This is a genomic window from Pseudomonas sp. EggHat1 (assembly GCF_014892995.1).
Classification (GTDB): domain Bacteria; phylum Pseudomonadota; class Gammaproteobacteria; order Pseudomonadales; family Pseudomonadaceae; genus Aquipseudomonas; species Aquipseudomonas chaetocerotis.
In genome coordinates, this window is the sequence record NZ_JACKQK010000006.1 from 238,648 (window position 1) to 260,446 (window position 21,799).

Annotated in this window: 21 protein-coding genes; 12 read left to right on the forward strand and 9 right to left on the reverse strand. The window is 63.0% G+C overall.

Annotated features, from left to right (window positions below; all coding sequences use genetic code 11):
- Positions 1 to 10: 10 nt before the first annotated feature.
- Together INS93_RS12535 and INS93_RS12540 are read right to left on the reverse strand one after the other, a co-directional pair.
- Positions 11 to 571 (reverse strand): nitroreductase family protein, encoded by a 561-nt coding sequence (locus INS93_RS12535; RefSeq protein ID WP_192982369.1) that lies wholly within the window; start codon positions 569 to 571, stop codon positions 11 to 13.
- A gap of 172 nt (positions 572 to 743) precedes the next feature.
- Complete coding sequence (locus tag INS93_RS12540; protein WP_037002400.1) at positions 744 to 1,115, reverse strand: YkgJ family cysteine cluster protein; 372 nt, start codon at positions 1,113 to 1,115, stop codon at positions 744 to 746.
- 149 nt (positions 1,116 to 1,264) lie between these two features.
- On the opposite strand from INS93_RS12540, the gene INS93_RS12545 reads away from it, so the two are divergent.
- The gene (locus INS93_RS12545) at positions 1,265 to 2,719 is read left to right on the forward strand and encodes a TrkH family potassium uptake protein (protein ID WP_192982371.1); all 1,455 of its coding nucleotides are present in this window, start codon (positions 1,265 to 1,267) and stop codon (positions 2,717 to 2,719) included.
- A gap of 3 nt (positions 2,720 to 2,722) precedes the next feature.
- Positions 2,723 to 4,177, forward strand: a complete 1,455-nt coding sequence (locus INS93_RS12550) for a TrkH family potassium uptake protein (protein WP_192982373.1) — start codon at positions 2,723 to 2,725, stop codon at positions 4,175 to 4,177.
- A 14-nt stretch (positions 4,178 to 4,191) separates the two neighbouring features.
- Here INS93_RS12550 and INS93_RS12555 read toward each other — a convergent pair whose 3' ends face one another.
- Positions 4,192 to 5,205: an AraC family transcriptional regulator gene (locus INS93_RS12555; RefSeq protein ID WP_192982375.1), complete on the reverse strand. Its 1,014-nt coding sequence runs from the start codon at positions 5,203 to 5,205 to the stop codon at positions 4,192 to 4,194.
- Positions 5,206 to 5,334: 129 nt separating this feature from the next.
- On the opposite strand from INS93_RS12555, the gene INS93_RS12560 reads away from it, so the two are divergent.
- The 3 genes from INS93_RS12560 to INS93_RS12570 all read left to right on the forward strand — a co-directional run bounded on the left by INS93_RS12560 (position 5,335) and on the right by INS93_RS12570 (position 7,835).
- Complete coding sequence (locus INS93_RS12560; protein ID WP_160016751.1) at positions 5,335 to 5,652, forward strand: Mpo1-like protein; 318 nt, start codon at positions 5,335 to 5,337, stop codon at positions 5,650 to 5,652.
- 48 nt (positions 5,653 to 5,700) lie between these two features.
- A complete protein-coding gene (locus INS93_RS12565; RefSeq protein ID WP_192982378.1) occupies positions 5,701 to 6,288 on the forward strand; it encodes an HD domain-containing protein in 588 nt (195 codons plus the stop codon).
- Between the two features lie 158 nt (positions 6,289 to 6,446).
- Positions 6,447 to 7,835, forward strand: coding sequence for an adenylate/guanylate cyclase domain-containing protein (locus INS93_RS12570; protein ID WP_192982380.1), 1,389 nt, complete (start codon positions 6,447 to 6,449; stop codon positions 7,833 to 7,835).
- Between the two features lie 112 nt (positions 7,836 to 7,947).
- Here the strand turns inward: INS93_RS12570 and INS93_RS12575 are convergent, their stop codons facing one another.
- Together INS93_RS12575 and INS93_RS12580 are read right to left on the reverse strand one after the other, a co-directional pair.
- The gene (locus INS93_RS12575) at positions 7,948 to 8,976 is read right to left on the reverse strand and encodes a glycosyltransferase family 4 protein (RefSeq protein WP_192982383.1); all 1,029 of its coding nucleotides are present in this window, start codon (positions 8,974 to 8,976) and stop codon (positions 7,948 to 7,950) included.
- Positions 8,973 to 9,785 carry a UDP-2,3-diacylglucosamine diphosphatase gene (locus tag INS93_RS12580; RefSeq protein ID WP_074675017.1) on the reverse strand — a complete coding sequence of 271 codons (813 nt, stop codon included), beginning with the start codon at positions 9,783 to 9,785 and terminating at the stop codon, positions 8,973 to 8,975. Before INS93_RS12580 ends, INS93_RS12575 begins: the two co-directional genes overlap by 4 nt.
- Before the next feature lie 134 nt (positions 9,786 to 9,919).
- Here INS93_RS12580 and INS93_RS12585 point away from each other — a divergent pair, with 134 nt between their 5' ends.
- The 3 genes from INS93_RS12585 (at position 9,920) to INS93_RS12595 (ending at position 12,025) form a co-directional block, all read left to right on the forward strand.
- Positions 9,920 to 10,666 (forward strand): AraC family transcriptional regulator, encoded by a 747-nt coding sequence (locus INS93_RS12585; protein WP_192982385.1) that lies wholly within the window; start codon positions 9,920 to 9,922, stop codon positions 10,664 to 10,666.
- 175 nt (positions 10,667 to 10,841) lie between these two features.
- Positions 10,842 to 11,177 (forward strand): tRNA-binding protein, encoded by a 336-nt coding sequence (locus INS93_RS12590; protein WP_160016757.1) that lies wholly within the window; start codon positions 10,842 to 10,844, stop codon positions 11,175 to 11,177.
- Positions 11,174 to 12,025 carry a DMT family transporter gene (locus INS93_RS12595; protein WP_192982388.1) on the forward strand — a complete coding sequence of 284 codons (852 nt, stop codon included), beginning with the start codon at positions 11,174 to 11,176 and terminating at the stop codon, positions 12,023 to 12,025. The genes INS93_RS12590 and INS93_RS12595 overlap by 4 nt, the downstream gene beginning before the upstream one ends.
- A gap of 24 nt (positions 12,026 to 12,049) precedes the next feature.
- On the opposite strand, the gene INS93_RS12600 is transcribed toward INS93_RS12595, so the two are convergent.
- Positions 12,050 to 12,331 carry a SelT/SelW/SelH family protein gene (locus INS93_RS12600; RefSeq protein ID WP_192982391.1) on the reverse strand — a complete coding sequence of 94 codons (282 nt, stop codon included), beginning with the start codon at positions 12,329 to 12,331 and terminating at the stop codon, positions 12,050 to 12,052.
- Positions 12,332 to 12,402: 71 nt separating this feature from the next.
- On the opposite strand from INS93_RS12600, the gene INS93_RS12605 reads away from it, so the two are divergent.
- Positions 12,403 to 14,589 carry a patatin-like phospholipase family protein gene (locus INS93_RS12605; protein ID WP_192982393.1) on the forward strand — a complete coding sequence of 729 codons (2,187 nt, stop codon included), beginning with the start codon at positions 12,403 to 12,405 and terminating at the stop codon, positions 14,587 to 14,589.
- Between the two features lie 51 nt (positions 14,590 to 14,640).
- Here INS93_RS12605 and INS93_RS12610 read toward each other — a convergent pair whose 3' ends face one another.
- From INS93_RS12610 to recQ, 3 genes are all read right to left on the reverse strand, one after another.
- Positions 14,641 to 16,677, reverse strand: coding sequence for a FimV/HubP family polar landmark protein (locus INS93_RS12610; RefSeq protein WP_192982429.1), 2,037 nt, complete (start codon positions 16,675 to 16,677; stop codon positions 14,641 to 14,643).
- Positions 16,678 to 17,014: 337 nt separating this feature from the next.
- Positions 17,015 to 17,446 carry a MarR family transcriptional regulator gene (locus tag INS93_RS12615; protein ID WP_090336714.1) on the reverse strand — a complete coding sequence of 144 codons (432 nt, stop codon included), beginning with the start codon at positions 17,444 to 17,446 and terminating at the stop codon, positions 17,015 to 17,017.
- 152 nt (positions 17,447 to 17,598) lie between these two features.
- Positions 17,599 to 19,731, reverse strand: a complete 2,133-nt coding sequence (gene recQ, locus INS93_RS12620; protein ID WP_192982396.1) for a DNA helicase RecQ — start codon at positions 19,729 to 19,731, stop codon at positions 17,599 to 17,601.
- Between the two features lie 171 nt (positions 19,732 to 19,902).
- On the opposite strand from recQ, the gene INS93_RS12625 reads away from it, so the two are divergent.
- The 3 genes from INS93_RS12625 to lapG all read left to right on the forward strand — a co-directional run bounded on the left by INS93_RS12625 (position 19,903) and on the right by lapG (position 21,793).
- Positions 19,903 to 20,487 (forward strand): YecA family protein, encoded by a 585-nt coding sequence (locus tag INS93_RS12625; RefSeq protein ID WP_160016762.1) that lies wholly within the window; start codon positions 19,903 to 19,905, stop codon positions 20,485 to 20,487.
- Positions 20,488 to 20,532: 45 nt separating this feature from the next.
- Positions 20,533 to 20,931, forward strand: a complete 399-nt coding sequence (locus tag INS93_RS12630) for a YbaN family protein (RefSeq protein ID WP_160016763.1) — start codon at positions 20,533 to 20,535, stop codon at positions 20,929 to 20,931.
- Positions 20,932 to 21,112: 181 nt separating this feature from the next.
- Positions 21,113 to 21,793 (forward strand): cysteine protease LapG, encoded by a 681-nt coding sequence (gene lapG, locus INS93_RS12635; RefSeq protein WP_192982399.1) that lies wholly within the window; start codon positions 21,113 to 21,115, stop codon positions 21,791 to 21,793.
- Positions 21,794 to 21,799 lie beyond the last annotated feature (6 nt).

The window sequence follows — 21,799 nt, forward strand, 5'->3', positions numbered from 1 at the left end:
CGACGCGCGATCAGCCCTCCCAGGCGCTGACGAAGTCTTCGACGGTGACTTCTGGCGCTCGCCGCAGCTCACGCTCCGGTTTACCCAGGTAGAGATAGGCGATGATCTGCTCGTCCGCCGCCAGGCCCAGACCTTTGGCGACATGGGCGTTGTAGGCCATGTCGCCGGTACGCCAGACGGCACCGATACCCTGAGCATGGGCGGCCAGCAGCATGCCGTGCGCGGCACAGCCGGCTGCGATCACCTGCTCGGAGGCGGGCACCTTGGGGTGAGCCTGAACCCGGGCGATCACCACCACCAGCAACGGCGCGCGCAGCGGCATGCCACGTGCCTTGTTCAGCGCCTCCGGCGCAGCCTGCGCATCGGCGACCTGCAAGGCCTCGGCGAACAGCTCGCCCATGCGCTCACGCGCTTGCCCCTCTACCGTCAGAAAACGCCACGGCCGTAGCTGACCATGGTCAGGCGCACGCAGGGCCGCGCGAAACAGCATCTCGCGCTGCGTCGCATCCGGAGCTGGTTCGACCAGGCGAGGCACGGAAACACGGTTGAGTAGAGCGTCGAGGGCATCCATCGGCCACCTCCAAAAACAAAGATGGCGCATTCTCAATGCTGCAAGCTGCAAGCTGCAAGCTGACCAATGCACGGAGCGGATGTCAGAAGCCTGTCGAGCCGTAGCCCGGATACAATCCGGGGATCGCTGACCCCGGATTGCATCCGGGCTACCCGCTAACCTGCAGCCACCATCAGGCTACCCGGTCAGGCGATATCACCGGTTGCACTGGCGGAGTGAGCGGCGGCAGACCGTAAGCCTTGCGCGCATCGTCGCAACGCGGGTTGTGCTCACCGTTCGCCCATGACGCTTCGAACTCGCGGCAGCTACTCGAGCGCTGTTCGTACATGGTGCAACGCACACCACAACCGACATCGCCCAACAGTTGCGTGCAACGTGCCGGTTTGCTCTCCGTGCCACGCATGGCGACGTAGTGGGGGCTGATCTGGATGACCTGCTCGTCCGGAACGCTACCGCCCGCGGATTGGCACTCGCCCCAGAAGAAGGACACACGAAAAAACGCGCAGCAGGCGCCGCACGTAAGGCAGGGATTAGCTTCGGACATTTGAGGAGAACTCGGAAACCGACGGACGTCGGCAGCTGGCGGCTATTCTATGCACGGCCATGCGCTTGTAAAGCCCCCCACCGTTGCGGTTTACAGCCGCTCGTCCGCAGGTAGAATGGCGCATTTTCCAACCCGCCAGAGCCCTCTACATGGCCTTGCCGACGCTGCGCATCATCGGTTTCATCATCGGCATATTCCTGATTACCCTGGCGATCAGCATGGCCATCCCCATGCTGACCCTGCTGATCTTCGAGCAACCTGAAGATCTCAATGCCTTTCTCTGGTCAAGCCTGATCACCCTGATCGCCGGGCTCGCACTGGTGATTCCCGGCCGGCCGCAGAACGCTCAGTTACGCCCGCGTGACATGTACCTGCTGACTACCGGGAGCTGGACCTTGGTCTGCAGCTTCGCCGCGCTGCCCATGATGCTGATCGCCCATATCAGCTACACCGACGCTGTGTTCGAAACCATGTCCGGCATTACCACTACGGGCTCCACCGTACTGACCGGGCTGGATGACATGTCGCCCGGTATTCTGATCTGGCGTTCGATGCTGCAATGGCTCGGCGGTATCGGCTTCATCGGCATGGCCGTGGCGATTCTGCCGCTGCTGCGCGTCGGCGGCATGCGCCTGTTCCAGACCGAATCCTCGGATTGGGGCGAAAAGGTCATGCCGCGCTCGCACATGGCCGCCAAGTACCTGCTGCTGGTCTACCTGGCACTCACCGGGTTCGGCTTCCTGGCCTACTGGGTCGCTGGCATGTCGCCTTTCGACGCCATCAACCACGCGATGACCTCGATTTCCACTGGCGGTTACTCCACCTCGGACTCATCTCTGGCCAACTGGCAGCAACCGGCCGTGCATTGGACGGCAGTGGTGCTGATGTTGCTCGGCGGCATGCCATTCATGCTCTATGTCGCCTTCGTTCGCGGCAATCGCCAGGCGCTGTTCAAGGACCATCAGGTTCGCGGCTTCATCGGTTTTCTGCTGCTGACCTGGCTGGTGTTCGGCACCTGGTTGTGGATCAACTCGGACCATGCCTGGCTCGACGCCTTTCGCATCGTCGCAGTGAACGTCACCTCGGTGGTCACCACCACCGGCTTCGCCCTCGGCGACTACACCACCTGGGGCAGTTTCGCCGTGCTGCTGTTCTTCTATCTGACCTTCGTCGGCGGCTGCTCCGGCTCGACATCGGGCGGCCTGAAGATCTTCCGTTTCCAGGTTGCCTACGTACTGCTCAAGGCCAACCTGATGCAGCTGGTACACCCACGTGCAGTGATCAAGCAGCAGTACAACAACCACAACCTGGATGAAGAGATCGTCCGCTCGCTGATCACTTTCTCCTTCTTCTTCACCATCACCATCGGCGTGCTGGCCCTGGCCCTGACCCTGGTCGGCCTGGACTGGGTCACCGCGCTGACAGGCGCCGCCACTGCGGTGTGCAACGTGGGCCCAGGGCTTGGCCCGATCATCGGTCCGGCCGGCAACTTCGCCAGCCTGCCGGATTCGGCCAAATGGCTACTCAGTGCCGGCATGCTGCTCGGCCGCCTGGAAATTCTGACCGTACTGGTGCTGGTCACCCGTAGTTTCTGGAAACACTGACCGATGCCCCTAGCCAGCCTGCGCATCCTCGCCTTCATCAACGGCATCTTCCTCGTCACCCTGGCGCTGAGCATGCTGGTACCGGTGATCACCCTGTTGATCTTCGAGCAGCCGCAAGGCATCAATGCCTTTCTCTGGTCGAGCCTGATCACCGCACTCACCGGCATCGCCATGATCGCTCAGGGCAGACCCCAGCAAACGCAACTGCGCCCACGCGACATGTACATGCTGACGGTTTCGAGCTGGGTGATGGTGTCGATCTTCGCCGCCTTGCCATTCATCTTCGCCGAACGGGCGAGCATCACCGACGCGTACTTCGAGAGCATGTCCGGCATCACCGCTACCGGCGCCACGGTATTCAGCGGCCTCGACGACATGTCTCCGGGTACGTTGATCTGGCGTTCGCTGCTGCACTGGCTGGGCGGCATTGGCTTCATCGGCATGGCCGTGGCGATCCTGCCGATCCTGCGCATCGGGGGCATGCGCCTGTTCCAGACCGAGTCGTCGGACCGCTCGGAGAAGGTCATGCCGCGCTCGCACATGGTCGCCAAGTACATGGTGCTGGCCTATGTCGGCCTGAGCACACTCGCGGTGCTGGCGTTCTGGTGGGCCGGCATGGGTCTGTTCGATGCGATCAACCACGCCATGTCGGCGATCGCCACCGGCGGTTTCTCCACATCCGACTCTTCCCTGGGTAAATGGCAGGAACCGGCGATTCACTGGGTCGCTATCATCGTGATGGTGCTCGGCAGCCTGCCCTTCGTGCTCTATGTCAGCACCCTGCGCGGCAACTACCGCGCACTGTTTCGCGACGCGCAGGTGCGTGGCTTCCTGGTGCTGCTGGTGGGAAGTTGGTTCGTGCTGGCTGGCTGGAAATGGCTCACCACCGACCTTTACTGGCTCGATGCGCTGCGCCTGGTGGCGGTGAACATCACCTCAATCATGACCACCACCGGCTTTGCCGTGGGCGATTACCACCTGTGGGGCCCGTTCGCCAGCATGATGTTCTTCTACCTGGGTTTCGTCGGCGGCTGCTCCGGCTCCACCGCCGGCGGCCTGAAGATCTTCCGTTTCCAGGTCGCCTACATCCTGCTCAAGGCCAACCTCAGGCAGCTCATTCACCCTCGTGCAGTGATCAAGCAACAGTACAACCGCCACCGACTGGATGAAGACATCGTTCGTTCGATCCTGGCCTTCGCCTTCTTCTACACCATCACCATCGCCACCCTGGCGCTGGCGGTGGCGATGTGCGGAGTGGACTGGATCACTGCCCTGACCGGCGCTGCGGCGATGGTTTCAGGCGTTGGCCCGGGGATGGGCGAGATGGTCGGCCCAGCCGGCAACTACGCCACCATTCCCGACCTGGCCAAGTGGCTGCTGAGTTTCGGCATGCTGCTCGGGCGCCTGGAAATCCTGACCGTGCTGGTGCTGTTGTTCCCGGCCTTCTGGCGCCATTGAGCGGCAGGTGAACCCTAGCCGACCAGACCACGACGGCTGCGATACTCACCGGGCGTTTCACCGAACCAGCGGCGAAACGCCCTGAAGAAGTTGCTCGGATCGGCAAAGCCCAGCAGATAGGCAACTTCCAGCAACGTCAGGTCGACCTGACCGAGATACTGCTCGGCCAGCTCGCGGCGGGTATCGTCGAGCAGTTGCTGGTAGCTGGTGCCCTCCTCCTGCAGACGCCGCTGCAGAGTACGCTGCGACAGGTGCAGCGTTTGCGCCACCACCTCACGCCGTGGTTCGCCCTGGGGTAACAGGCGACACAGTACCTGACGTGCCTGATGGGTGACACGGCTGCTGCAGAAACGCGCCAGGTATTCGCCGGCAAAACGGTCATGCAGCTGCGCCAGCGCCTCGTTGGCACTGGGCAATGGTGTTTCCAGATCAGCACGCTCGAAGATCAACCCATAGTGCTCGGCATTGAACTTCAGAGGCGCCTGGAACACCTGCTGGTAGGGCGTCAGATCGACAGGTGGCGGGCCTTGCAGACGAATCTCGCGCGGGCGAATGGGCTTGCTGGTCATCCAGCGGCAAAACGCCAGACAGTACGCCAGCGAGGCCTCCGCGCTCTGCCGGGCCGGCGGCAGGCGGTCGCCATGAATGGCCAGCGTCAGCGCATAGCCGTCGGGTTGCGGCATAAAATTCAGGTCCGCACCTTCACCGATGATGCGCTGATAGCGCACCAGACGAGTGAAGCCATCACGCAGGTTGCGGCTGGACATCAGCGCGTAGCCCACGACATGGAAGGACGCAGGGCGCACCACCTGCGCCATGTTCAGGCCGATCGCCGGGTTGCCCGACAGCGCCACGGAGCGCTGCCACAGACGGGTCATGCCGTCCTGCGGGAAGCGCGCATCCGGGTCATTCAACGCGGCGTAATCCATGCCCAGCTCGGCGAACAGGCTGGTGCAGTCGACGCCGCCCAGCTCCAGCGCCTGCACGATGGCCAAGGCCCAATTGGAAGAGGTAGTTCTTTCGCTCATCGTCTTGTTCTTGTGATCAATCAGCAAGGCCATGGTTGGCGGCGCAAGGATACTAGACTGGCACTTTAAGTCAGTGGCCCGCGGAGACAGCGCATTTACACTGATAGTGACAATAACAGGAGGTGCGCCATGACCGCCCAGACCACCGAACGCTACCAGAGCTTCGCCGAGTTCTATCCCTATTACCTGCAGGAACACAGCAACCCTGTGTGCCGCCGTCTGCACTATGCCGGTAGTCTGCTGGTGCTGGCGATCCTCGCCTACGCCCTGCTCACTCAGCAATGGCTCTGGCTGCTGGCCATGCCACTGGCCGGTTATGGCTTCGCCTGGGTCGGCCATTTCGTCTTCGAGAAGAACCGACCGGCCACCTTCGACTATCCGCTGTACAGCCTGATGGGCGATTGGGTGATGCTCAAGGATGCCTTCACCGGCCGTATCCGTTTCTGATGAAACGGATGTACGCCTCTCTACAGAACAACAAGAACGAGAACGCCCATGAATAGCCGCGCCCGCTTTACCCATATGCAAGACGGCCAGGCCGAGGACTGGGCCATCATCGCCCAGGACTTCGCCGCCTACGCCGCTCAGTTGCCTGCTCGCATCCTCGACCACCTGCGCCTGCTCGACGGCGATTTCGGTGGTTTCCCGGTGGACCGCCTGACCCACTCGCTGCAGACCGCCACCCGCGCCTATCACGACGGCCGCGACGAGGAGTACGTGATCTGCGCGCTGCTGCATGACATCGGCGATACCCTCGGCAGCTACAACCACCCGGACATCGCCGCGGCCATCCTCAAACCCTTCGTCAGTGCCGAGAACCACTGGATGGTGGAGAAGCACGGCATCTTCCAGGGCTATTACTTCTTCCATCACCTGGGCATGGATCGCCATCTGCGCGAGCAGTTCAAGGATCACCCCCAGTACCAAGCGACCATCGAGTTCTGCGCCAGGTACGATGCGGCCGCCTTCGACCCGGACTATGAAAGCCTGCCACTGATCTTCTTCGAGCCCATGTTGCAGCGCGTGTTCGCCCGGCCGAAGAACTCCATCTATCTGGCTGCAATGGAAAAGACCAGCGCCTGACCGCCGGCCACTGTTGCGCCACCGTTCGGCGGCCATGCTTGGCTGGCCGCCACCCCCTTGGTTATGATCCCCGCCCAGCGAGCCTCTGGCTCAGGTCTTGCAGACCAGCCAGGCGTCCAGCAGAGACGCCAGAAATCCAGCAGGGACAGTTCCAGCAGATGAAGCCAGCAATCACCAGCCGTGCCAACGGGCTACCGACGCCGCCGTTGCGTGAATACTATTCGCGCGTACTGGCCTATATCGCCACGGCCGCCAGCATCGCCGCCGGCACCTATGTCGGGCACTTCGCCTACGACATTCTGTGGATGGTGCCCTACGCCCTGCTCTACCCTCATCTGGCGCACAATCTCAGCCGCCGCTTCAAGCGCGACTATCCGCAGCAGACTGACCTCGCCCTGCTGTTCTTCGATGCCCTGCACGCCGGCGCATCCTGCGTGCTGCTGGGTTTCTCCGCCGTACCCAGCCTGATGTTCCTGCTGATTCTGTGTTTCAGTGCACTGGTCGTCGGTGGCATGCGCTATCTCGGCATGGCGCTGCTGGTGGCCGCCAGTGGCCTGGCGCTGTGCGCCGCGCTGGTGGGGGTTCATCCCAATACCGACACGCCGACCCTGGTGGCGCTGGTCAGCATCCTCTTCACCACCCTGTACATCTGCATCACCGCCTATTTCGTCAACCAGCAGGGCCTGCGCCTGGCCCAGGTACGCAGCGAGATCAAGCGTGAGCAGGAAAAGGCCGCACGCCTGGCGCGCAACCTGGCCAAGTACCTGTCACCACAGGTCTGGGAATCGATCTTTACCGGCAAGAAGAGCGTGCGCCTGGAAACCCAGCGCAAGAAGCTCACGGTGTTCTTCTCCGACATCAAGGGCTTCACCGAACTGTCGGAAGAACTGGAAGCCGAAGCCTTGACCGACCTGCTCAACACCTACCTCAACGAAATGTCGAAGATCAGCCTGAAATACGGCGGCACCATCGACAAGTTCATCGGTGACTGCGTCATGGTGTTCTTCGGCGACCCGAGCAGCAACGGCGCCAAGAAGGATGCGGTCGCTGCGGTGTCCATGGCCATCGCCATGCGCAAGCACATGAAGGTGCTACGCCAGCAATGGCGCGCACAGGGCATCACCAAACCGCTGGAAATCCGCATGGGCCTCAATACCGGCTACTGCACGGTGGGCAACTTTGGCGCCGACACGCGCATGGACTACACCATCATCGGCCGCGACGTGAACCTGGCCAGCCGCCTGGAGAGCGCCGCCGAATCCGGCGAGATCCTGATTTCCCACGAGACTTATTCACTGGTCAAGGACGTGATCATGTGCCGCGACAAGGGCCAGATCGCCGTCAAGGGCTTCACCCGTCCGGTACAGATCTACCAGGTGGTGGACTTCCGCCGTGACCTGGGTGCCACCTCCAGCTACGTCGAACACGAACTGCCGGGCTTCTCCATGTACCTGGACACCAACGGCATCCAGAACTTCGACAAGGAGCGCGTGATCCAGGCGCTAAACCAGGCCGCCGAAAAGCTGCGCGACAAGGTCATTCTGTAAGGGCACCGAGGTGTAGAGCGAACCGGAACGCCGGCCGCTCGTAGCGAAGCGAACAGTCCGCCGTTTTCCGGTGCTCCACACGTACGGCGGCGTACTGCTTCGCGAGTACGCCCTACGCCTCCAGTGCCTCGGTCAACACTGGCTCACCATCGATCAGCGCCTGCAATGCCAGAAACTCCAGCGCCGAAGCGCGCCAGGACTGCGCTGCCGCCAGCTCTGCACAACGCCCCCGATCCAGCTCCAGCGCAGCCAGACAGGCAGCGCGCAGATCCTCGTCCATCACCCCGCTCTGCCCTTGCAACAGCACATCCAGCGGCCCGGCCACGGGAAACGCAGCCACCGGCGTACCGCAAGCCAGCGCTTCCAGCATCACCAGCCCATAGGTATCGGTACGCGAGGGGAAGACCAGCACCGAGGCATCCTGATAGGCCTCGGCCAACGCCTGGCCATGGCGATAACCGAGAAAGCGCACCAGCGGATACTGCTGTTGCAGCGCCTCACGCTGCGGGCCGTCGCCGACCACGCGCTTCTCTCCCGGTAAATCCAGATCGAGAAAGGCCTGCAGGTTCTTTTCCGGAGCGATGCGTCCGACATAGAGAAACACTGGCCGCACCGGACGAGTGCGCGTCTCGTCCGGCCGGAACAATCGGGTATCCACCCCTTTACGCCACAGTTGCAGCCGCTGCAGAGCCCAGTTGGCGAACTCCTCGCGCAACCGCTCGGTGGTCACCAGCACGGCCTGACTGGGGCGATGGAAAGCGCGCAGGAAGGCATAGCCCCAACGCGGCGCAATCCAAGGCCAGCGGGTGCTGACGTACTCCGGAAAGCGCGTATGGATAGCCGTGGAAAACGCCAGCCCACGCTTGACCAGCCAACGCCGCGCTGCCCAACCCAGCGGCCCCTCGGTCGCGAGGTGCACGCAGTCCGGACGAAAGTCGCGAATCGCAGCACCGACACGCCAAAGGTCCCACACCAGCGGAATCTCAGGGTAAGTGGGACAGGGCACGGCGCGAAAATCGGCGGGCGACAGCAGTTTCACCTGATGGCCCAACCCACGCAGTTCGCTGACCAACGCGGTCAGGCTGGTGACCACGCCATTGACCTGAGGCGCCCAGGCGTCGGAGACGATGAGTATCCTCATGCGCCGGTCTCGAGGGCGACGGCCGGCTCCTCGCTGGCCAGTTGCGCTTCGGCCAGGCGATAGAGTTCGATCTGCCCGTCCCAGTGCTCGATCAGCGCCGTGCAGGATTCCACCCAGTCGCCGCAGTTCATGTATTCCACACCGCTCACCTGGCGAATCTCGGCATGGTGGATATGGCCGCAGACCACGCCCTGCAAGCCGCGTTTGACGCACTCGTGAGCGATGGCTTCCTCGAAATCGCTGATGAAGTTCACCGCCGTCTTGACCTTGTGCTTGAGGTAGGCCGACAACGACCAGTACCCGTACCCCCAACGACTGCGCCAATGATTGAGCCAGCGATTGAGGGTCAGGGTGAACTCGTAGGCAGAGTCACCGAGAAAGGCCAACCAGCGGTGATAACGGGTGATCACATCGAACTGATCGCCATGGATCACCAGCAATTGACGGCCATCGGCCGTGACGTGCACGGCCTCGTCCACCAACTGGATATTGCCCAACAGCAGGCTGGAGTAACGGCGCAGGAATTCGTCATGGTTGCCGGTGACGTAGATTACCTCGGTACCGCGTTTGCTCATGGTCAGCAGGCGACGGATCACGTTGGTGTGCGCTTGCGGCCAGTAAATGCCACCGCGCAGTTTCCAGCCATCGATGATGTCGCCCACCAGATAGATGCGGTCAGCGTGATAGCGCTTGAGAAAGGCTGCCAGGTGTTCGGCCTGACAATCGCGTGTGCCGAGGTGCACGTCGGAGATCCACAGGGTACGGACACGTTGCTTGCGGCTGGGCTTGGCGAGCTGGGCGCTGGTCATGGGCGACCTCCGGCTGGGTTTAGTCGAGCTTGAAGGGTCGCGGTGAAATGCTTGTGACAGGAAAAAGACCGTTCGATGACGCAGCATCACCTCGGCCCAGGCGTTACACTCCGGCGGTTACCGAGGAAACCGCCATGCTCCCGACCCTGTCCCTGCGTCATTACAGTCACGAAGTGCTCAGCCATAGCCACGACCATGCGCAACTGGTGTTCGGCCTGGCGGGCGAGCTGCAATTCGAAGTGGATGGTCAGGGCAGCCAGGTACTGCGCCACCATCTGGCCGTAGTACCGGCCGAAGCCCGCCATACCTGCGGCAGCCCACGTGGCAGCCAGTGCCTGGTGCTGGACCTGCCGGCCAACGACTGGCTGGAACGCCAGCTCGGCCACCATGCGAACGATATCCAGCGTCTGCTGGACAAGCCCAACGCCCTGCAACTCGATGCCTCGCAGGGCCAGCTCCTCAACTGGCTGGCCAGCAGCCCGATCAATGACCCGATCATCGCCGGCCAGGGTGCGGCCTTGCTACTCGGCAGTCTGGCCTGCAGCCGCCGGCATGCCGAAGCGCCCGGCTTGCCGATGGCTGCCGTGGATCGCTACATCGAGCAGCACGCGGCGCATCCGCTGCAGGTGGCTGATCTGGCGCGCCTGGCCGGTCTGTCGGTGGCGCGCTTCCACGCCCGCTTCCTCACCGAGACCGGGCGCACGCCCATGGAACACATTCGCCAACGGCGCCTGCACCTGGCCGAGCAACTGCTGCGTGGCAGCGACCTGGCCGTTGGCGAAATCGCGGCCCGAGTCGGCTACAACTCACAAAGCGCCTTCACCGCCGCCCTCTCCCGCCATCTTGGCATGACCCCGCGACAGTTGCGCCGCACGCGCTAACAACCTTATTCGCGCCCCGCCCGTGAAATCGCCCCGGATTTCATCCGGGCTACAGCGGGTTCGCCGCACGCACCCGAGATGCTAACGAGAGTCTGGCGACAAAACTCATCACTCCCGCGACAGACAGCTGCCGTCTGCGCCGCCTAGACTGCGCCGCATCATCGAGGAGTACCCCATGCAAACCATCGAATGGCAGGATTTCGAGAAAGTGGAGCTGCGCGTCGGCACCATTCGCAGCGCCCGCCCCAATGAAAAAGCGCTGAAGCCGGCCTACGTGCTGGAGGTGGATCTCGGCGAGCTGGGCATCAAGACCTCCAGCGCCCAGATCACCGCGCACTACAGCTGTGGCGAGCTGCCAGGTCGCCAGGTGCTGTGCGTGTGCAACTTCGCCCCCAAACGCATCGCCGGCGTGCGCTCGGACGTACTGGTCACCGGGGTGTATGACCGCGAAAACCGCGTTGTCCTCGCCGGTTTCGACCAGCCATTGCCCAACGGTGCGCGCCTGGCATGACGGAACGTAACGCCCTGTTGGCGATTCACCTGGGTGCACTGCTGTTCGGCCTGTCGGGCATTTTCGGCAAACTCGCGGCGACCACCCCGAACATGATTGCAGGCGGCCGCGCATTCTTCGCCGTGCTGGCCTTGAGCCTGGCTGCGGTGCTCTGGCGCAGTCGCAACGCGATTCGCCCGAGCCTGCGACAGATGGCTTTGCTGGCACTCGGTGGCCTGCTGCTGGGCACGCACTGGGTCACCTTCTTCGAAGCGGTGAAGGTCTCCGGCGTGGCCATCGCCACCCTGGGTTTCGCCAGCTTCCCGGCCTTCACCGTACTGCTGGAGGGGATGCTGTTTCGCGAACGCACCCGTCCCAGCGAGTTCGCCATGGTCGGCGTGGTGTGCGTGGGGCTGATCCTGGTTACGCCACAGTTCAGTCTGGACAGTGATGCCACAGTCGGACTGCTGTGGGCGGTGCTGTCGGGGTTCCTGTTCGCTCTGCTGTCGCTGCTCAATCGCGCCAGCACCCGCGGCCTCGATCCGGTAAAGGCCGCGCTGTACCAGAACATCACCGTACTGCTGTGCTTTCTGCCGCTGGCCTGGCCGCTGCTGCCCAGCGTGCGCGCGGTAGACTGGCTGTGGCTGGCCATGCTCGGCATCTTCTGCACGGGCCTGGCACACAGCCTGTTCGTCGCCAGCCTGCGCGTGCTCAAGGCGCGCACCACGGCAGTGATCTTCGCCCTGGAACCGGTTTACGGGATTCTGTTCGCCTGGTGGCTGTTCAGTGAACAGCCGACGCTACGCATGCTGGCCGGAGGTGTGCTGATCGTCAGCGCCATCTTCGTATCGGCGCGCATGGCGCGTTGAAACGAGCGGTGCGCACGGCGCACCCTACCGGTCGTTGTGGCCCAGGTCGCGGGTTGGATCGATGAGATCGCGCACCCGTTGCTTGAGCAACTTGGCCTCGGGGAAGCCTCCATCAGCCTTGCGTTCCCAGATCTGCTGGCCATCGCAGAGGATGCGGAACACGCCGCCCGTGCCCGGCTCCAGGCTGACCCGGCCCAACTCGTCGGCAAAGGTACTCAGCAGCTCCTGAGCCAGCCACGCGGCGCGCAGCAACCACTGACACTGGGTGCAATAGGTGATGACGATTTCGGGCTTCTGATCGGGCATGGCAGCGGCTCTACTGTGGGGCTTGATGCCTATAATAACGGTCTTTGTCTCTGCTCCTGCCGGAATCCATCATGCGCCGCCTGCTCCTTTCGCTGCTTTGCCTGTTCGCTCTGTCCAGCCTGCCTGTCATCGCCGCCGAACGTGTCGGCCTGGTGCTGTCGGGCGGCGCCGCTCGCGGCCTGGCACACATTGGTGTGCTCAAGGCGCTGGAAGAACAAGGCATTCGCATCGACGCCATCGCCGGTACCAGCATGGGCGCCATCGTCGGCGGGCTCTATGCCGCCGGCTATTCGGTGGCTGAGCTTGAGCGCCTGGCGCTGGAACTGGACTGGCAACAGGCGCTGTCCGACTCACCGCCACGCGAGGACATCCCCTTTCGCCGCAAGCAGGACGACCGCGATTTTCTGATCAAGCAGAAACTCAGTTTCCGTGACGATGGCAGCCTTGGCCTGCCGCTGGGCGTGATTCAGGGCCAGAACCTGGCGCTGCTGCTGGAAAGCCTGCTGGTGCATCGCAGCGCCACACGCGATTTCGATCATCTGCCGATCCCCTATCGCGCCGTGGCCACCGATGTGGTCACGGGTGAACAGGTGATCATGAGCAGCGGCCACCTGCCGCAGGTGATGCGCGCCAGCATGTCGATCCCGGCGGTGTTCGCCCCTGTGGAAGTGGACGGCCGCCTGCTGGTCGACGGCGGCATGGTCAACAATGTGCCAATCGACGTCGCGCGGCAGATGGGCGTCGATCACGTCATCGTCGTCGACCTGGGTATGCCACTGAAACCGGCCAAGGACCTGCTCACCGTGGTCGACGTGATGAACCAGTCGATCAACCTGATGATGCGCAAGAACTCCGAGGCCCAACTCGAAACGCTGGGGGCAGACGACGTATTGATCCAGCCTGCTCTGGCCGGTTTTGGCGTCGCCGACTTCAATCGTGGCGAACAGATGATGGACGCCGGTTACCGTGCCACGCAGATCCAGGCAGAGCGCCTGGCCCGCTTGCGTACCAGCAGCGCCGGCAGCCCTGCGCTGGCCATGGCGCGCTCGCGCGAACAGCGCACACCGGTGATTCGCGAGATTAAGGTGGAAAACGACTCGAAAGTCGGCGACGCGGTGATTCGTCGGCACATTCGCCAACCCCTCGGCGAGCCGCTGGACATGAATCGCCTGCAGAAAGACATGGGCACGCTGTACGGCCTGGACTACTTCGAGCGCGTGCAATACCGCGTGGAGCCGCTGGACGAACAAGGTAGCGCGCTGGTGATCGATGCGCGTGGCAAGCGCACCGGAACCGACTACCTGCGCCTGGGGCTGAATCTGTCCGACGACATGCGTGGCGACAGCGCTTTCAACATCGGCGCCAGCTACCGCGTCAACGGCATCAACGAGCTCGGCGCCGAATGGCTGACACGCCTGCAGTTGGGTGACCGCCAGGAGCTCTACAGCGAGTTCTATCAGCCGCTGGACGCCGGTTCGCGCTACTTCGTCGCGCCCTACCTGTTCGGTGAGGCGCAGAACGTCGAAGCGATCCTGGACAACGACCCCATCGCCGAATACCGCCTGGAGCGTTACGGCTATGGCCTCAACCTCGGCCGGCAGATTGCCAACAACGGCGAGATTCGTTTCGGCATTGCTCAGGCCTGGGGCGAAGCGGATGTCCGCGTCGGCGAGCGCGACCTGCCCAGCTTCAGTTTCAGCGAGGGTTACTACGAACTGCTGTACTCCTTCGACACCCTGGACAACCTCGACTTCCCGCGCAGCGGCGAGGACATCGGCCTGATGCTGCGCAAGTACGACCGTGGGCTGGGTTCGGACGAGGAATATCGACAATGGCAGCTGAAGCTGGACAAGGCCTACAGCCATGGCCCCAACACCTGGCTGTTCGGTGGTCGCTACGGACGCACCCTGGATGAGGCGGAAGTGGTCACCTCGGGCTTCATTCTCGGTGGCGCCCAGGAGCTGTCGGGCTTTCGCCAGGACTCGCTGAGCGGCCAGAACATGGCGCTGGCGCGGATGATCTACTACCGACGCATGACACCAACCTCGATGTTGCCGCTGAACTTCCCGCTGTACCTGGGCATGTCGCTGGAGCGCGGCCGCGCCTGGAACAACGACAACGCCTTCGACAGCGGCTACATCAACGCCGCCAGCATCTTCCTCGGTCTGGATACGCCGCTGGGGCCGCTGAACTTCAGTTACGGCTTCAACGACGAGCGGGAAAAAGCGCTGTACCTGAACCTGGGCAAGAGCTTCTGAAACGAAGAGGCCGCGCATGTGCGCGGCCTCTTCACATGACAGCGGGGTCGATCAGGCGATTTCTGCCAGCAACTGGCGAGCGGCCTTTTTCTGCTCGTCGTCACCGTGATCGATCACCTCGTTGAGGATGTCGCAGGCGGTGGCGATATCGCCCTGTTTGATGTAAGCCAGCGCCTGGTTGAGCTGGGCCATATGCTCCGGGTTTCCCGCCAGGTGGTCGATGTCGCCCTGCAGCGCGGCAGTGGCATCGGCATCGCCGGCGAAAGCGTCGAGGAAGTTGTCATCCAGCCCCGGCGTGTCATCGCTCAGCACCATTTCCATCTCACCGAAGGCACTCAACTGTTCGTCTTCATGATGCAGCTCGAACACCTCGGGCAGCTCCTGCAGGTTGCTGGCGAACGACGCATCGAACTCCGGCTCCGCAACAGCCTTGGGTCTGGCCTTGGCGGCAGCCGGAAACGGGCTGACCAGATCCCAGTCGGCATCCAGCGACAGATCATCGAGATTGAGCTGAAAATCAGGTTCAGTCGCTGGCACTGCCGCAGGCTGCAGCGCAGCGACAGGCTCGAGAGGTGCCTGCTGAGTCATCAGCAGATCAGGATGACGTGCCTTCAGCGCATCGATGCGCGCGGCGTCGAACGCTTCGGCACGCAGCACCGCTTCCTCGCGCGCGAAGCCCGCTCCATCGCCCAGCAGCGCCAGAACTTCCAGCAGACGGAAGCGCAGATCGCTGCGCTGCGGGTCCTGAGCCAGCGCCTTGCTCAGCTCACCACGCGCCTCGCTGACACGGCCGTAGGCGATGTAGACATTGGCTGCCTCGAGCGGGTCGACCGGCCCTTGAGCACGCACCGGAGCCGGCGCCGGTACTGCCCTGGCCACCGGAGCTGCGCCAACGGCAGCGGCAACCGCCGCGAGTTGGGGACGAGGCGGTTGCTGAGGCGGCTGCGCCTTGGGTTGAACCTGCACCACCGGCCTGGTTTTCTCGCCACGCCGCCGCACGGCCCAGAAAAGCGCACCGAGCAACAACAGAAGCCCAATACCACCGGCCAACAATGTCGACCACCAACCGTGCTCCGCTGCTGCGGGCTCCTCGACACTGACCGGCGCGGCGGCAATGGGCTGGGCGACCGGCTCGGCCGGCGTACGCGCAGCCAGCTCAGCCAACTGAGCGTCCTTCTGCGCCAATTGCTCCTGCAACTGCTGCAGTTGCAATTGCAGTTGCGCCAAGCCTTGTTGCAGCTGCAGATTTTCCGCCGCCTGATTGGCCAGCTCCAGATCGACCTGACGCTGCTTCTCGGCCAGCAGCTCCAGGCTTTCGCTTTGCTGCGGTGCTGGCTCCAGGGCAGCCAGAGGCGCGCTAACGGGTCCTTCGGCAGTGTTTTCAGCGAGCGCAGGTGCGGCCTCGGCAGCAGCCGGAGCAGCAGTCGGCTGGGCAGCCCCCGCACGCGCCGCATCAGGCAGCAGCAGGTCGGCGCCAGCCTGTAGACGACTTGGATCGCCGCCAGCAAAGGCATTCGGGTTGAGAGCAAGAATGCCCTCCATCAGCGCCTGCTGAGATAGCGTACTGCCCTGCTCACGCAGACGCGCAGCGATGGACCAGAGGCTGTCGCCACGGCTGACCTGATGACGGTGCCCTGCAGATGCACTCGGTGGTGTGACCGTGCTGACCGGCGAGAGCGGTGCTACGGCGCGAGTGGTAGGTTGCGCAAGGGCTGCTGCGCTTGGCGCAGCCACAGCGGAGTAAGCCGAAGAGCTGGGAGGGTCCAGCAACACGGTGTATTCACGCAGCAACTGGCCATTGGGACGCGCCACTTCGACGATGAAGTTCAGGTATGGCTCACGAACCGGACGGTTCGACACCACGCGGATCACGCTACGTGACCCCTGCAGAAGCGGCGTGAAACGCAGATCATTGAGAAAGTAGAAGCGCTCGACACCCGAACGGCTGAACACTTCGGCCGGTGCCAGAGCGACACGCAGATCCTGCGCGCCCAGATCGCCCACTTCCAGCAGCTCGATTTCAGCCTCGAAAGGCTGATTCAGCGCCGAATGCAGCGTTATTTCACCCAAACCCAGCGCCGGCGCCATTCCCGAATAGAGAGCGGATCCCGACGCCAAACCCAACATCAACTGACGCACCCGAGCCATGTGACCTCCAGGGTTATCCGGCTCGAACGCCACCTCCTCGACTTCCTGTCTGAGCATCCCTTGGCCGGGAGGCTGGCGCCCTTGATAGTTTCGAAACGGGTGACAAGGTCCTTGTCGAGGCCGTCTCGAATTGCATTATGGCTACTAATTCACAAAGTAGCGGCTTGGACGCCAGTTTGCCGACGAAAGCACGGTGCCATCAAGGTAAATCAGTCAAAAATTAGGCACAGAAAAAACCCGATCAAAAATTGATCGGATTTTTGACAGTGCAGGCGTTTCACTTCATCAGGTTGCCGAGCACTCGAGCATGCACCTGCTGACAGCGACGCAGGTCCTCCTCGTCGATGCCGGCGAAGACTTCATGGCGCAGTTGGGTGGAAATCGCTTCGATCTTCTCGATCAAAGGCTGCGCGTCCGGCTGCAACGCAATCTTCTTGGCACGGCGGTCTTCGGGTACCGCCACGCGAATGACCAGCCCCTGGCTTTCGAGACTGTCGAGCAGGCGCGCCAGCGTCGGCCCTTCCACGCCGATGCTTTGCGCCAATTCACGCTGGGTCGGCATTTCGCTGAAGCGCGCCAGGTGCAGCAGCACCAGCCAGCGAGCCTGGGACAGGCCCAGCCCTACCAGGCGTCTATCGAGTTCGGAACGCCAGGCACGGGATAGCTGGGCAACCTGCATGGCAAAGCGATGTTGATCGGGGTAAGACATGGGCAAGCGGACTCATACAAAGGTCAAAAACTAATTATTAGCCAGCTAGCCATAACCCGATGCGCAGGGCAAGCGCAGATTGCGTCACGAGCATTGCAGAATGCGACCGACTCGCAGCCCCGGCTCCAGCTCAGGCCGCTACCAAGGGACGCTTACACCTCGAACTCGGCCTGCAGTGCTGCACGCACGCAGTAGAGCACCGCCTCGTCGACCCGCCCAGCGAACAGCGGGGCGATCTCGCTGACTGTCGGCAACTCGCCCTCGCCATCGAGGAAGGCTTCCTGAATCTCGCCCAGCAGTTCCTCCGGAAGATCCAGCGCCTGTTCCAGGCTCAATTGCTGCTGGGCGATGGCCTCGGCCAGCAGGCTGTAGACGTTTTTCTCAGTGCACCCCAACTGGCCGGCGATCTGCGTCGGGGTCATACCCGCGCGAGCCAGGCTGACCAGCTCGTGACGCAAATCGGCCACCGGAGCCGGCGCGTCATCTGCGCCGCTGCCGTTGAGCACTTCCAGGAAGGCCTGGCCGTAGCGCTCCAGCTTGCGCGCGCCAACGCCACTGACCTCGGCCATATCGCTCAGCGAGCTGGGCTGGCTGCGCAGCATCTCCAACAACGTGGCATCGGGGAAGATCACGTACGGCGGTACGCTGTGCTCCTCGGCCAGCTTACGACGCAGACTGCGCAGCGCCTCCCACATTTCCCGCTCATGACCACGCACCAGTTGGCTGGCGGCGCTGCTGGAGGCCTTGGCCGCCTGCGCCGGCTTGGGTTCACGGCGCAGTTGCAGGCTGACCTCACCACGCAGCAGTGGCCGGCAGGTCTCACTCAGGCGCAGACCGCCGAAACCGTCCAGATCGACATCGGCCAGGCCGCGAGCGACCAACTGGCGGAACAGGGTGCGCCATTCGACTTCGGAAAAGCCCTTGCCCACACCGAACACCGCCAGGTGCTGATGACCAGCGGCGCGAATCTTCTCGTTGTCACGGCCCAGCAGAATGTCCACCAGATGGCCGACGCCATAGCGCTGGCCGCTGCGATAGACGGCCGACAACGCCTGGCGCGCCGGCTCGGTGGCATCCCAGGTCTCGACGCCATCGATGCAGTTGTCGCAGTGACCGCAAGGGTTGGGCAATTCTTCATCGAAGTAGGCCAGCAGCGCCTGACGGCGGCAGCGTGTCTCCTCGCACAGGGCCAGCATGGCATCGAGCTTGTGCTGCTCGATGCGCTTGTGACGCTCATCGCCGTCAGAATTATTGAGCATCTGCTTGAGGAAGATCACGTCCTGCAGGCCGTAAGCCATCCAGGCATCGGCCGGCAAGCCGTCGCGGCCGGCGCGCCCGGTTTCCTGGTAGTAGGCCTCCAGCGACTTGGGCAGATCCAGGTGACAGACGAAGCGCACGTTGGGCTTGTCGATGCCCATGCCGAACGCGATGGTCGCCACCATGATCAGGCCTTCCTCATTGAGAAAGCGCTTCTGATTGAAGGCACGCAATTCGTTGGGCAAGCCGGCGTGATAGGGCAACGCCGGGAAGCCCTGACTGCTGAGAAAATCGGCGACCTCCTCGACCTTCTTGCGCGACAGGCAGTAGACGATGCCGGCATCGCCCTTGCGCGCGGCGAGAAAGCCGAGCAGTTGCTTGCGCGGCTGATCCTTGGGCTGGATGCGGTAGAAGATGTTCGGTCGATCGAAGCTCGACAGAAAGCGCTCGGCGTTGTCCAGATGCAGGCGCTGGACGATTTCCTCGCGGGTACGTTTGTCCGCGGTAGCGGTCAGGGCGATGCGCGGCACATTGGGAAAGAGCTCGGCAAGCTGACCGAGTTGCAGGTACTCAGGCCGGAAATCATGACCCCACTGCGACACGCAGTGCGCCTCGTCGATGGCGAACAGGGCAATATCCAGGCCCTGCAGGAAGCTCAGCATACGCGGCTGCACCAGGCGCTCGGGCGCCAGGTAGAGCATCTTGATCTGCCCGCGACGGATACGGTCGGCGATCTCGCGCTGCTCGTCAGGGCTCAGCGTGGAATTCAGCGCCACGGCTGCCACACCCAGCTCGTCCAGGGTGGCCACCTGATCATCCATCAAGGCGATCAGCGGAGAGACCACTACTGCCAGGCCCTCGCGCATCAGTGCCGGCACCTGGAAGCACAGCGACTTGCCGCCGCCGGTAGGCATCAACACCAAGGCATCGCCGCCGCCGGCCACACGCTCGATGATCGCGGCCTGATTGCCGCGAAAAGCGTCGTAGCCGAAAACGTCTTTGAGAATGCGCATGGCGTGGTCGAGCATGAAGGCCTCCAAATCTAGCCGCGCATTATGCCGCAGGATCGCAGGCAACAGGGCACCTACCCGTCCGAAGCCGCTGAATCACCGTTAGTAGAGCGCCCGTGCTGGTCGCAGAGGCGGCGGTGAACTAGAATCCTTCCTCGTTTATCCCCTAAGCCTCAAGGTAACCCCACGATGTCCTTCGCTGAGCAACTGTCCCGCCTGCAAGCCTTTCTCGATGCCGATGAGCTGCACGAAGAGGCGTTGGACTACGTGGCCGCCCATGGCTACCTGACCGCCCTGGCGATCTGCCCGGATCAGGTACCGGAGCGTGAGTGGATCGATGCGCTGTTCGCCGAGACGCCGAACTACCGCAGCGACGCCGAACGCGAAGAGATCGAAAGCACGCTGGTCCACCTCAAAGCCCACATCGCCCGCCAGCTGGCTGGCGAGGAAGAGCCCGAGCTGCCGTGCGACCTGGACCTCGGTGACGAGCCGGATGACTCCGATCTGCGCGGCTGGTGCATCGGCTTCATGGAAGGCGTGTTCCTGCGTGAAGCCGTGTGGTTCGAAGATGCCGAAGACGAAGTCAGCGAATTGTTGCTGCCAATCATGGTCGGCTCGGGCCTGTTCGACGAACAGACCGAGTTTGCCGAGATCGCCCGCGACCGCGACCTGGTGGACAGCATGATCGACCAGATTCCCGAACTGCTTACCGCCCTCTTCCTGCTGTGTCAGGCTCCGGAAGAAAAACCCGCACTGCTCAAGCCCCGCCACTGACCTTACCAGCCGGGGCACTGCCCCGGCCGCCGCCAAGACCCGCACATGCCGCGTGACATCCAGCCAAGCCGCCATCGCAGTGTCCGCTACCTGCTGCTGACCATCGGCTGGCTGAGCGTGGCACTCGGGGTTATCGGCATCTTTCTGCCGGTGCTGCCGACCACGCCGTTCCTGCTCCTGGCGGCGGCCTGTTTCGTGCGCAGCTCACGGCGCTTCTACCTCTGGCTGGTCACTCACCCGCGCCTGGGCCCATGGATTCGCGACTACCTGGAGGGCCAGGGCATCCCGCTAAAGGGCAAGGTCTACGCCCTGGTGCTGATGTGGGCCAGCATCAGCTTCTCCTGCTATCTGGTGCCCATGCCCTGGGCGCGAGCCTTCATGCTCGGCAGTGCGGTGCTGGTCAGCCTGTACATCCTCAAGCAGAAGACCCTGCCCAATCCCTGAGTGCTCTGCGTAGCCCGGATTCAATCCCCCAGCGCCAGCCCCCCGGATTGCGTCCGGGCTACGGGAGCCAGTCACCTCCTCGACAACCTTTTGACACTGCTTTCTCGTTCCAGCGAAGCGGCCGGCAAAAAGCCGACACCTCGCCTAGACTCTGCCAATCGAGCCTGGAGACGACGACCCCATGCGACGGCTGCGCGTTCAGGGATGGCGTTGGCGGCTGCTGATCCTGTGGATCGGCGGCGGGCTGCTGGCCGCGCTGGCAGTGGCAGATTGGGACTTCGCCGTGATCGTGAAGAACGCGGAAAACCGCTACGGCAACCTCGGCCCGGCACGCAACCGCATTCTCGACTGGGAAGAGTCGATCAAGAGCAGCACCAGCCTGAACGAGGCGGACAAGCTCAACGAGGTCAATCGCTTCTTCAACCGCACCATCCGCTTCGTCGATGACAGTCAGCTCTGGCGCGAGAACGACTACTGGGCAACCCCCGTGGAAATGCTGGTCAAGGGCGCAGGCGATTGTGAGGACTACTCCATCGCCAAGTACTTCACCCTGCGCCGCCTCGGCATCCCCAGCGAGAAGCTGCGCATCACCTACGTCAAGGCACTGAACTACAACCAGGCGCACATGGTGCTGACCTACTACGCCAGCCCCACTGCCGAGCCGCTGGTGCTGGACAACCTGATCAACGACATCCGCCCTGCCTCACAGCGCAAAGACCTGCTGCCGGTGTACGCCTTCAACGCCGAAGGCCTCTATCTCGCAGGTTCCAATACGCGCAAGAGCGACACCAAGAAGCTCTCTCGCTGGCAGGACATTCTGAAAAAAATGCGTGCGGAGGGCTTCGCCATCGGCGAAGGCTAGGAGGAA

What these genes read in the sequence shown, in the direction of transcription:
- INS93_RS12535 (WP_192982369.1), bottom strand. Translation starts at nt 571, where the DNA reads ATGGATGCCCTCGACGCTCTACTCAACCGTGTTTCCGTGCCTCGCCTG.
- INS93_RS12630 (WP_160016763.1), top strand. Translation starts at nt 20,533, where the DNA reads ATGCCGCGTGACATCCAGCCAAGCCGCCATCGCAGTGTCCGCTACCTG.
- INS93_RS12605 (WP_192982393.1), top strand. Translation starts at nt 12,403, where the DNA reads ATGCGCCGCCTGCTCCTTTCGCTGCTTTGCCTGTTCGCTCTGTCCAGC.
- INS93_RS12570 (WP_192982380.1), top strand. Translation starts at nt 6,447, where the DNA reads ATGAAGCCAGCAATCACCAGCCGTGCCAACGGGCTACCGACGCCGCCG.
- INS93_RS12580 (WP_074675017.1), bottom strand. Translation starts at nt 9,785, where the DNA reads ATGACCAGCGCCCAGCTCGCCAAGCCCAGCCGCAAGCAACGTGTCCGT.
- INS93_RS12555 (WP_192982375.1), bottom strand. Translation starts at nt 5,205, where the DNA reads ATGAGCGAAAGAACTACCTCTTCCAATTGGGCCTTGGCCATCGTGCAG.
- INS93_RS12625 (WP_160016762.1), top strand. Translation starts at nt 19,903, where the DNA reads ATGTCCTTCGCTGAGCAACTGTCCCGCCTGCAAGCCTTTCTCGATGCC.
- INS93_RS12610 (WP_192982429.1), bottom strand. Translation starts at nt 16,677, where the DNA reads ATGGCGCCGGCGCTGGGTTTGGGTGAAATAACGCTGCATTCGGCGCTG.
- INS93_RS12540 (WP_037002400.1), bottom strand. Translation starts at nt 1,115, where the DNA reads ATGTCCGAAGCTAATCCCTGCCTTACGTGCGGCGCCTGCTGCGCGTTT.
- INS93_RS12560 (WP_160016751.1), top strand. Translation starts at nt 5,335, where the DNA reads ATGACCGCCCAGACCACCGAACGCTACCAGAGCTTCGCCGAGTTCTAT.
- INS93_RS12575 (WP_192982383.1), bottom strand. Translation starts at nt 8,976, where the DNA reads ATGAGGATACTCATCGTCTCCGACGCCTGGGCGCCTCAGGTCAATGGC.
- INS93_RS12585 (WP_192982385.1), top strand. Translation starts at nt 9,920, where the DNA reads ATGCTCCCGACCCTGTCCCTGCGTCATTACAGTCACGAAGTGCTCAGC.
- INS93_RS12600 (WP_192982391.1), bottom strand. Translation starts at nt 12,331, where the DNA reads ATGCCCGATCAGAAGCCCGAAATCGTCATCACCTATTGCACCCAGTGT.
- INS93_RS12565 (WP_192982378.1), top strand. Translation starts at nt 5,701, where the DNA reads ATGAATAGCCGCGCCCGCTTTACCCATATGCAAGACGGCCAGGCCGAG.
- INS93_RS12615 (WP_090336714.1), bottom strand. Translation starts at nt 17,446, where the DNA reads ATGTCTTACCCCGATCAACATCGCTTTGCCATGCAGGTTGCCCAGCTA.
- INS93_RS12590 (WP_160016757.1), top strand. Translation starts at nt 10,842, where the DNA reads ATGCAAACCATCGAATGGCAGGATTTCGAGAAAGTGGAGCTGCGCGTC.
- lapG (WP_192982399.1), top strand. Translation starts at nt 21,113, where the DNA reads ATGCGACGGCTGCGCGTTCAGGGATGGCGTTGGCGGCTGCTGATCCTG.
- INS93_RS12550 (WP_192982373.1), top strand. Translation starts at nt 2,723, where the DNA reads ATGCCCCTAGCCAGCCTGCGCATCCTCGCCTTCATCAACGGCATCTTC.
- INS93_RS12545 (WP_192982371.1), top strand. Translation starts at nt 1,265, where the DNA reads ATGGCCTTGCCGACGCTGCGCATCATCGGTTTCATCATCGGCATATTC.
- INS93_RS12595 (WP_192982388.1), top strand. Translation starts at nt 11,174, where the DNA reads ATGACGGAACGTAACGCCCTGTTGGCGATTCACCTGGGTGCACTGCTG.
- recQ (WP_192982396.1), bottom strand. Translation starts at nt 19,731, where the DNA reads ATGCTCGACCACGCCATGCGCATTCTCAAAGACGTTTTCGGCTACGAC.